This is a genomic window from Massilia psychrophila (genome assembly GCF_002760665.1).
Lineage (GTDB): Bacteria > Pseudomonadota > Gammaproteobacteria > Burkholderiales > Burkholderiaceae_D > JAFCUW01.
This window is the reverse complement of the sequence record NZ_PDOB01000061.1, coordinates 1-9,596: the sequence shown is the minus strand read 5'-3', so window position 1 is coordinate 9,596 and position 9,596 is coordinate 1. Positions and strand designations below refer to the sequence as shown.

9 protein-coding genes, 2 rRNA genes and 1 pseudogene are annotated in these 9,596 nt (G+C 61.3%); 10 read left to right on the top strand and 2 right to left on the bottom strand.

What is annotated here, in order from left to right; translation table 11 throughout:
• Nucleotides 1-710: 710 nt before the first annotated feature.
• The 10 genes and pseudogenes from CR103_RS24245 to CR103_RS21235 all read left to right on the top strand — a co-directional run.
• Nucleotides 711-818, top strand: a pseudogene (locus tag CR103_RS24245) (magnesium chelatase domain-containing protein); the annotation flags it as partial.
• 296 nt (nucleotides 819-1,114) lie between these two features.
• Entirely contained in the window at nucleotides 1,115-1,579 is a 465-nt protein-coding gene (locus CR103_RS21275) for a TipAS antibiotic-recognition domain-containing protein (RefSeq protein WP_229443762.1), read from the top strand.
• 184 nt (nucleotides 1,580-1,763) lie between these two features.
• Nucleotides 1,764-1,892: a hypothetical protein gene (locus CR103_RS23925; protein WP_267874018.1), complete on the top strand. Its 129-nt coding sequence runs from the start codon at nucleotides 1,764-1,766 to the stop codon at nucleotides 1,890-1,892.
• Between the two features lie 270 nt (nucleotides 1,893-2,162).
• A complete protein-coding gene (locus CR103_RS21265) occupies nucleotides 2,163-3,698 on the top strand; it encodes a YifB family Mg chelatase-like AAA ATPase (protein ID WP_099917900.1) in 1,536 nt (511 codons plus the stop codon).
• A 188-nt stretch (nucleotides 3,699-3,886) separates the two neighbouring features.
• Entirely contained in the window at nucleotides 3,887-4,312 is a 426-nt protein-coding gene (locus CR103_RS21260; protein WP_229443764.1) for a hypothetical protein, read from the top strand.
• 60 nt (nucleotides 4,313-4,372) lie between these two features.
• Complete coding sequence (locus CR103_RS21255) at nucleotides 4,373-5,110, top strand: ABC transporter ATP-binding protein (protein WP_099917899.1); 738 nt, start codon at nucleotides 4,373-4,375, stop codon at nucleotides 5,108-5,110.
• Nucleotides 5,107-6,669: a hypothetical protein gene (locus tag CR103_RS21250; protein ID WP_099917898.1), complete on the top strand. Its 1,563-nt coding sequence runs from the start codon at nucleotides 5,107-5,109 to the stop codon at nucleotides 6,667-6,669. Before CR103_RS21255 ends, CR103_RS21250 begins: the two co-directional genes overlap by 4 nt.
• Before the next feature lie 93 nt (nucleotides 6,670-6,762).
• A complete protein-coding gene (locus CR103_RS21245; RefSeq protein ID WP_099917897.1) occupies nucleotides 6,763-7,107 on the top strand; it encodes a DUF1840 domain-containing protein in 345 nt (114 codons plus the stop codon).
• Nucleotides 7,107-7,964: an alpha/beta hydrolase gene (locus CR103_RS21240; RefSeq protein ID WP_099917896.1), complete on the top strand. Its 858-nt coding sequence runs from the start codon at nucleotides 7,107-7,109 to the stop codon at nucleotides 7,962-7,964. Before CR103_RS21245 ends, CR103_RS21240 begins: the two co-directional genes overlap by 1 nt.
• 212 nt (nucleotides 7,965-8,176) lie before the next feature.
• A complete protein-coding gene (locus tag CR103_RS21235; protein WP_099917895.1) occupies nucleotides 8,177-8,908 on the top strand; it encodes a carbonic anhydrase in 732 nt (243 codons plus the stop codon).
• 347 nt (nucleotides 8,909-9,255) lie between these two features.
• Here CR103_RS21235 and rrf read toward each other — a convergent pair.
• Nucleotides 9,256-9,368 (bottom strand): 5S ribosomal RNA (gene rrf / locus CR103_RS21225).
• Between the two features lie 143 nt (nucleotides 9,369-9,511).
• Nucleotides 9,512-9,596, bottom strand: a 23S ribosomal RNA gene (locus tag CR103_RS21220); the annotation flags it as partial.

Below are 9,596 nucleotides of genomic sequence, written 5' to 3'. Positions count from 1 at the left end.
GGCATCATCCGTCTCAAGATGGCTTCTTTGCGCTCTGCTGAATAACGTTTCACTGCATGTCTTTGCTCCGCCCCCGAATACGATTAATGTGAATCAAATGACGCGACATCTATCCTGACACAGGGGGCCACGTAAGCGCGTCAATCCATTATCATGCGCGAGCCGGGGTCAGTTCCGACATTCCGGAGCCGGGGCCAGTTCCCGGAGCCGGCGGAGCCGGGGTCAGTTCCCGGAGCCGGGGTCAGTTCCGGAGCCGGGGTCAGTTCCGACATTCGCGGAGCCGGGGTCCGGAGCCGGGGTCAGTTCCGACATTCCGGAGCCGGGGTCAGTTCCGACATTCCGAGCCGGGGTCAGTTCCGACATTCCGACACGTCCTCAGCAGCGGAGCCGGGGTCAGTTCCGACATTCGCGGAGCCGGGGTCAGTTCCGACATTCGGACACGTCCTCAGCGCGCGCGGAGCCGGGGTCAGTTCCCGCGGAGCCGGGGTCAGCGAGCCGGGGTCAGTTCCGACATTCGGACACGTCCTCAGCGGTTGCAGCGGAGCCGCGGAGCCCGCGAGCCGGGGTCAGTTCCGACATTCGGACACGTCCTCAGCGGTTGCGAACTTCCACGCACATCCGGCAACGCGAACACGTTTGGTCATCCGCAAATCGAAGGCGCCGAATCCTTCTAGGCTCATCAAAGTACCCTTGCTCCGCTAAGGAATTCGATGAGCCTTGCTGTATTGCATAGCCGCGCGCTGGCCGGCATGGAAGCGCCTCCCGTCAGCGTCGAGGTGCACCTGGCCAACGGCCTCCCCAGTTTTACCGTCGTGGGTAGCAATCTGCCATCCCTTCCGCATCTATGTTCCTTCGCCACTACGTTGGGCTGATACAAGTCTTTATAGTAGTATTCAAACTAGCAGTACAGTCATCAGTGCCTGGGTGCGGCCGTAGTCTAAGGCCTTGCTAATTTTAAAGAGATTTTGAAGTACGGCTCGCAAGACGAAAATCAACTGGCGCTCCCTCAGCACACCTTGCTCGCTCAGCGGTTGGCTGGTGCAAGCGTCAGTTTCGGTGACGGCCGCTTGGTTTGAAGCAGCAGAGATCGCCCTCATAATCGCCATTGCAACGAATGAAACAACTACGGAAAGACTCGGCTCGGTACTGCGACACAACCACAAATACTCAACACAACAGTCTTTCTCAAAATGCCATGACACTTAGAAACTTCCCTTCGGACTACCTCGAACAATGCAGGCAAGCGCTGACGGCGCAGCAATCGAAGTCGCTTGCTGAAACAGAAAACTGGTCGCACGTCGATAAGCAGCAAGTGCATATCGACTGGGACATCTTGTACAAGGAGCTCACACCTTTAGTGGAAGGTTCGCTTCCATCTTCGCCGGAAGTTCAGGCTCTCATGTCACGTCATTATTCAATTGCTGTGCGGTTTTACACGCCTTCACGGGAGGCATACATTGGGCTGGGGCTGTTTTATCAAGACAACCCTGATATGAGGGCTTATCACAATCACTTTCACCCTCGCATGGTTGATTTCCTTGGCGAGGCCATCCAAGTCTTCGCCCAGCGCAATTTGTAGCTCACACATTCGACTGGCCGAGAAGCGCGGGGATTAGGGTCAGTTCCAACATGCTGTCACGTCCTCAACGGTTGTACGGACATGCGCGCCGGTCGGCCAAGGCAAACACATTTGGTCAGCCGCAAGCCGCACGCGTCGAATCACTCTAGGCTCTTCGAAGTCCCCTGCCTTGCTAAGGAACCCGATGAGCCTTGCAGTATTGCGCAGCCGCGCCTTGGCCGGCATGGAGGCGCCTGCAGTTAGCGTCGAGGTGCATCTTGCCAACGGCCTGCCCGGCCTGACCATCGTGGGTAGCAATCTGCCATATCAGTAATCACCCGCGATAGCTCATTGCTGGCGCTGGTTCACAGATCAGTGAAGCCCTGATATCAACCGCAGAACCGTCTTAGCAGCATGGTCTGTGGTCATTGCACTCATCGCGAGCCGGGCGGAGCCGGGGTCAGTTCCGACATTCGGACACGTCCTCAGCGGTTGCGAACTTCCACGCACATCCGGCAACGCGAACACGTTTGGTCATCCGCAAATCGAAGGCGCCGAATCCTTCTAGGCTCATCAAAGTACCCTTGCTCCGCTAAGGAATTCGATGAGCCTTGCTGTATTGCATAGCCGCGCACTGGCCGGCATGGAAGCGCCTCCCGTCAGCGTCGAGGTGCACCTGGCCAACGGCCTCCCCAGTTTTACTATCGTCGGTTTGCCAGATACCGAGGTGCGTGAATCGAAGGACCGGGTACGCGCGGCCTTGCAAAACGCCGGCTTCCAGATTCCCAACCGGAGGGTTACCATCAACCTGGCGCCGGCCGATTTGCCGAAGGAGTCGGGCCGCTTCGACCTGCCGATCGCCCTCGGCATCCTGGCCGCGTCGGGACAAATTCCCGACCGCGACCTGGACCGCTACGAATTTGCCGGCGAACTGTCGCTGTCGGGCCAATTGCGGCCGATCCGCGGCGCACTGGCGATGACGTTCGCCATGCACCGCAGCGGCGGGCATTCGGCACTTTCGTCACGCTTGGCCCGCGCTTTCATCCTGCCGGCATCCAATGCAGACGAGGCCGCGCTGGTTGGCGACGCGGCGATCTTTCCGGCCGAGACGCTGCTGCAAGTGTGCGCCCACTTCGCGGCGGCCGACGATGCCAGCCGGCTGCAGCGCTACCGCCCCAAGCCTTGCGGCGTGGCACCTCAGTACCCCGATCTTTCCGACGTCAAGGGCCAGCGGCAGGCCAAGCGCGCGCTGGAGGTGGCGGCCGCCGGCGCGCACAGCCTGCTCTTGGTCGGCCCGCCCGGCACCGGCAAGACGATGCTGGCGTCGCGCTTCGTCGGCCTGCTGCCGCCGATGACGGACGAGGAAGCGCTGGAGGCGGCGGCGGTGCAGTCGCTCACGCGCGGTTTCAACGCGGCGACCTGGAAGGTGCGGCCCTACCGCAGCCCGCATCACACCACCTCCGGCGTGGCGCTGGTGGGCGGCGGCAGCATGCCGCGTCCGGGTGAGGTGTCGCTGGCCCATTGCGGCGTGCTGTTCCTCGATGAATTGCCCGAGTTCGACCGCCGCGTGCTGGAGGTGCTGCGCCAGCCGATGGAGTCCGGCACCATCACCATTTCGCGCGCCGCCCAGCAGGCCGATTTCCCGGCGCGCTTCCAGCTGATCGCGGCGATGAACCCGTGCCCATGCGGCTACCTCGGCCATTCGTCGGGCAAATGCCATTGCACGGTCGAAGCGGTGGCGCGCTACCAGGACCGCATCTCGGGGCCGCTGCTCGACCGCATCGACATGCAGGTCGAGGTCGGCCCGCTGGCGCCAGCCGCCATGGGCGCCGCCGCCGATGGCGAGCCGAGCGCGGCGATCGCGGGCCGCGTCGCCGATGCCTTCACGCTGCAACTGCAGCGCCAGGACAAGTCGAACCAGCGCCTGACGACTCGCGAAATCGACCGCTACTGCAAGCTCGACGCCGCCGGCGACAAATTGCTGCGCGAGACGATGCTGCATTTGCACTGGTCGGCGCGCGCGTATCACCGGGTGCTGAAAGTGGCGCGCACCATCGCCGACCTGGCCGGCATGGAACGCGTGGCGACCGCCCACGTGGCTGAAGCAATCGGCTACCGGCGCAGTGTGCGGGAACGGTGAAGCGCCGTGGCGCTCAAGCAGTGGCGTCGACACGGCGCTCCTGCTACCATCTGGGGATGCGACAATCCCTGATCAAAAAATTCATTTTTCCGCCGCTTTTGCCTGTAATAGGCGCGCTCCTGCTGACGGCTTGCAACCCCACTTATAACTGGCGCGATTACAGCAGCCCGGATGCGCCCTTCCGTGTGATGTTTCCCGACAAGCCAGCCGTGCACAAGCGCAACATCGATGTCGGCGGCCTGCAGGTCGACATGACGATGACTGCGGTCGACATCGACGGCACCACCTTTGCCGTCGGCAGCGCGGAAGCGCCCGACGCTGCCCTGGCGGCGGCGGCAGTGGGTGCGATGAAGACTGCGCTGGTACGCAACATCGGCGCGACGGTCACCAAGGAAAAATCCTCTGCCGCGGCCACCACCAGCGGCGCCACCAGCACGCAAAGCACGTCGATCGATATCGAGGCGAAGGGCGTCCAGAAAGGCTCGCCGATGAAACTGGTCGGCCACTTCGAGTCGCGCGACAAGCGCTTCTATCAAGTCATTGTGATGGGCAAGGAAACCTCCCTGTCGCCCCAGCAGACCGACCAGTTCATCTCGTCGTTCAAGCTGCTCTGACAATCGACACGGCCGCCTGCAACGGCGCCGGCTGCAATGTATCCCCTTGGCGGAGCGAACATGAACAACGATGCACCCGCGGCTTTGAAGCTGACGGCGCTGTCCAAGCACTTCGGCCGGCCGGCGGTCGACGGGCTCGACCTGACCGTGCAGCAAGGCGAACTGTACGCGCTGCTGGGACCGAACGGGGCCGGCAAGACCACGACTTTGCGCATGGTGGCCGGCTTGCTGGCGCCGGACGCCGGCAGTGTCGAAATTTTCGGCATTGACCTGGCCGCCAATCCGGCCGGCGCCAAGCAGAAGATTGCCTACCTGCCGGACGAGCCGATGCTATATGCCAAGCTCAAGCCGACCGAATACCTCGAGTTCGTCGCCGGCCTGTGGGGCATCGAGGCAGCCGACGCCGAGCCGCGTGCGCGCCGCCTGCTCGATTGGCTCGACCTGAGCCGCCACGCGCACGAACTGACCGAAGGCTTCTCGCGCGGCATGAAGCAAAAGCTGGCACTGGCTGGCGCGTTGATTCATGAGCCGCAGTTGCTGATCCTCGACGAGCCGCTCACCGGCCTCGACGCGGCGGCTGCGCGCCAGGTCAAGGACCTGCTGCTCGAACACGTGCGCGGCGGCGGCACCGTGGTGCTGACCACCCACATCCTCGAAGTGGCGGAGCGGCTGGCCCAGCGCATCGGCATCATCGAGCATGGCCGGCTGATTGCCCAGGGCACGCTCGACGAGTTGCGCAGCCAGACTGACGGCGGCACGCTGGAGGATGTGTTCCTGCAGTTGACGGGACAGCCGTGAACGCCCGCGCCGGCAGCGCGCTGTGGCTGCTCAAGCATGAAATCCGGATGTTTTTTTTCAACGCCGGCTTCGGCGCAAAAAACAAGGTGGGCAGGCGCGGCATCGGCAAAGGCAGCGCCGCGCTGTGGATCGCCGTTTTCGTCACCATTCACGTGCTGGCGTTTGCTTTGCTCAGTAAAATCGGCGGCGCCGGCGCGGCGCCGCCGCACACGCTGGTGATGGGCTTGAGCGGCCTGTTCGCGGCCGCCTTCAGCCTGATGATGTCGAGCGGTTTGCGCGCCAGCGTCGACGTATTGTTCGAACGCGGCGACCTCGATTTGCTGCTCTCTTCGCCGCTGTCGTCGCGCGGCATTTTCAGCGTCCGGCTGGCCGGGATCGTCGTCGGCATCGCCGGCATTTACTTGTTCTTCCTGGCACCGTTCGCCAACGCCGGCCTGGTCCTGGGCCAGTACCGCTTCCTCGGCATCTATCCGGTCGTCATCGGTGCGGCGGCGATCGCGGCGGCGCTGTCGATGCTGCTCACCCTCGGCCTGGTCCGCCTGCTGGACGTGAGGCGCACGCGGGTCGTGGCGCAAGTGGTCGGCGCGCTGTCGGGCGCGATGTTCTTCCTGTTGTCGCAAGCGTACGGCAACGCGGCCGGCAGTGCCAGGCAGCAGGTAGCGCACTGGTTCGCGCCAATGCTCGAGCCCGGCGCCGCGCTGGGGCCCGACAGCGTCATCTGGCTGCCGGGGCATGCGGTCCTTGGCGCACCGCGCCCGATACTGGCGTTGAGCATGATCGCGCTCGCCATCTTTATCCTCACCGTCCGTTCGACCCATCGATTCTTCGTGCACGGCGTGCAGCAGGCGGTCAGCCTGGTGCGGGTGGCCAGGGCGCCGGCCGGCGGGCAAGGTTACTGGTTCGGGCGCAGCCTGGCGCAGGTGGTCGTCGTCAAGGAGTGGCGCCTGATTGCGCGCGACCCGCAACTGATTTCGCAGGTGCTGTTGCAGTTGTTGTATATCGTGCCGCTGGGCGTGCTGCTGCTGACCAAAGGCGGCGAGCGCTTGCCGGGGATTGGCGCCGCCCTGACATTCCTGTGCGGTTCGCTCACGGCGGCGCTGGCCTGGGTCATCATCTCCGCCGAAGATGCGCCCGACCTGCTGCGCGCGGCGCCATGCGGCATGCGCACGATCCGCCGCGCCAAGCTTGCCGCCGTCGCGATGCCGGCGCCAGCCCTGATGGCGCTGCCGCTGCTGTGGATACTGACGCGCAATCCGTTGGCCGCGCTGACATTGTGCGCCACCGTTGCCGGTTCAGTGACGACCTCGGCGCTCATCACGATGTGGTGCGGGCGTCCCGCTATCCGGGGCGAGTTCAAGGCGCGCGGCAAAGGCAGCTTCCTCAGCAATGCGCTGGAAATGCTCAACGGTTTCGCCTGGTCCGGGCTTGCCTACCTGCTGCTGACGGCGAGCACGGCGCGGCAGCAGTCGACCTGGCTGTTGCCTGGCGCTGCCGGGCTGACATTGATCGCCGGCACAATTATGTTGTTTGGCTATCTGTCACGCTCGCGCGACGATTGATCGGGCGGGTCGATACACACGCGTAACGGGTACCCCAAGTGTGAAGTCGTGTTATCGTTTCGTCCATTGCAAGGCCTACTTCGAAAGTAATATATGTTAATCACGTTCACCTCTAAAGCAGCCGCCGAAGTCACGATGTACAAGGAGCACGCCAAGCGCATCCTCGACTTGCTCGGCAAGGACGTCAACCGCGGTGTCATTACAGCCGCGGAGGCGCCGGAAGCGGTTGAAGTGCTTGAAAAAGAAATCACCGAAACGCGCAAGCATGCCGCATCCGCCGACGTTCAGCGCGACGTCCACGCTCATCATGACGAAGTGCGCGACGACAAAGAGCACGAAGGCATGGAAATCGTCAGTTTCGCGACGCGCGCCTATCCGCTGCTCGAAATGCTGCGCGCGGCCAGGGACGGCGGCTACGACGTCCTCTGGGGCGTGTAATGACTCAGCTGGTGGCGCTGCAGAGCCACCAGATCAGCGCTGCCGACGGCACCATGTTGTACGTCACCGACTACATGCTGCCGGCGGCGCAAGTTCGAGGCAGCATTGTACTGATGCATGGCCTCGGCGAGCACAGCGGGCGATACCGCCACCTCGCCAGCTTCTTCAACCAATGCGGCTTGTCGGTACGCACTTATGATCACCGGGGACATGGACGCTCCGAGGGCAATCGAGGCGACGTCATCAATGGCACTCCGATGCTGCAGGATGCGGAAATCATCATCGATGATTTTTCCACGCGATACTCCCAACCACCTTTCCTGTTTGGCCATAGCATGGGCGGCCTGTTCGCCACGCGCTTTGCGCTGGCCAGGCTGTCACCGCTGCGCGGGCTGATCCTGTCGTCGCCGGCCTTGTCGCTACGTCTCTCCGCCTTCCAGGCAACGATGCTCAGGGTGATGTACAAGCTGGCCCCGTCGATTGGCGTACCCAGCGGGCTGTCAGCGTCGCTGCTGTCGCATGATGCAGGCGTCGTCGCCGCCTACAAGGCCGACCCGCTGGTGCACCGCAGGATCAGCGCTCGCCTGCTGCGCTCGATGCTGTCGTCGATTGCCTACTGCCATTCGCACGCCGGCGCACTGTCGATTCCCGCGCTGATGTTGGTAGCCGGCGACGACCGGCTGGTGGATGCCGACGGAACCCGGCAATTCTTTGCCCATACTCCGCCAGGAATGGCCGAAATCCGCATTTACGATGCAATGTTCCATGATATCTTTAACGACCTCGACTCACAGCGGCCACTCGCCGACCTGAAGCGGTGGGTTGAGGAAGTCGGCTTGGCTATCCGTTTTCGCTGATCAAAAATCCGCGTGCGCGGCAAGCCTTCAAACAAACCTGTAAACGCCCTATAGGGTGGCAATGCTTTGATTTGGACGACGTATTGTATTTTCGACGCCGGGTAGCGACCGCTAACTCGCGACGCCCGATGCCCTGTTTTGTTATATTTGTGCCTGGAGCCGCATTGTTTTCACTTTAATGCGGCACGGCTAAATTATTAGAAGGAAAAAGAATGTCAACTCACGATCAGCAAAAACGCCAATTTCTTAGAAAAATTAGCTGCTGTGGCGGCGCGCTAGCCTCCACTTTCTATGCGGGAAACATTCAGGCCGCAGCGTCGAAAAAAACAGCACTGACGCCACAGCAGGCTCTCGACCTTTTGAAGGAAGGGAATACCAAATTCATTAGCGACAGCCCGCAGGGCTCCAAGCTGGGCAAGGAGCGGCGGCTCGAAATTGCCCGCGGCCAGACCCCAATTGCGATACTGGTCGGTTGCTCCGATTCGCGGGTTCCTCCTGAATTACTGTTCGGCCGCGGCCTGGGGGAACTTTTTATCGTTCGTAATGCAGGCAATACCGTCGATACGGTTGCGGAAGGCAGCATTGAATATGCGGTTGCCGAGCTTGGCGTACCGCTCATTGTCGTCATGGGTCATCAGCGCTGCGGCGCTGTCGATGCAGCTGTCTCGGTGGTGGAAAAACAGACAAATTACCCAGGCAGCATTGGTCAGATGATTGAGCCAATTGTGCCAGCCGTTTTGAAAGCAAAATCGAGATTTGGGGGAAAATCCTACACGCACGAAGCGCTGGTTGAGGCGTCGGTACGCGAAAATGTTAGCCGGGTGGTTAATCGGTTGCGCCTGTCCCAGGCACTGCTGTTGGAGCCCTTGCGGACGAAGAAACTCATGGTCGTCGGCGCCCGCTATGACCTCGACAATGGGCGTGTCGAATTTTTTGAAGGGTAACAACCGGGCGCTTACGGGGCACGGAAACGCCAGAGCGGCGACGTCATACCAACCATTTTCTTGTAAGCCTGCTTCCCGGCAAGACCTCAAGACCCTCAATACGAAAAAACCCCAGCATCTCTGCCGGGGTTTTTTTATAACTAGCCTGACAAGTCCAGACGGTGCTGGCGTCACGCTTACCGGTTAGCCGCTGCACCCACCTGTTCGTCAATGCCGACGCTTGCAGCAAATGTGCGAGCGCAATCTGCTCGATGAGTGGCATGGCCACGCTAACTGGCACCGGCAATGCGAATATCCAGACGAAAAAAAACCCCCACATCTCTGCGGGGGTTTTCTTCTTATAACTAGCCTGACGATGACCTACTTTCACACTGGTTGCAGCACTATCATCGGCGTAATATCGTTTCACGGTCCTGTTCGGGATGGGAAGGGGTGGTACCGATTTACTATGGTCATCAGGCATAACTTGTACAGGTACGTGCTCCCAACTGGGCAGCATGACCTTGAATCTGGAAGAAGTATTGTTTCGTTTTACTTAGGTAGTGATTGTACATTACAACGAGCACAACGCGTTCTCTTATTCTCTATACCTGCTAAGGTTATAGGGACAAGCCGTACGGGCAATTAGTACTGGTTAGCTTAATGCATTACTGCACTTCCACACCCAGCCTATCAACGTCCTGGTCTC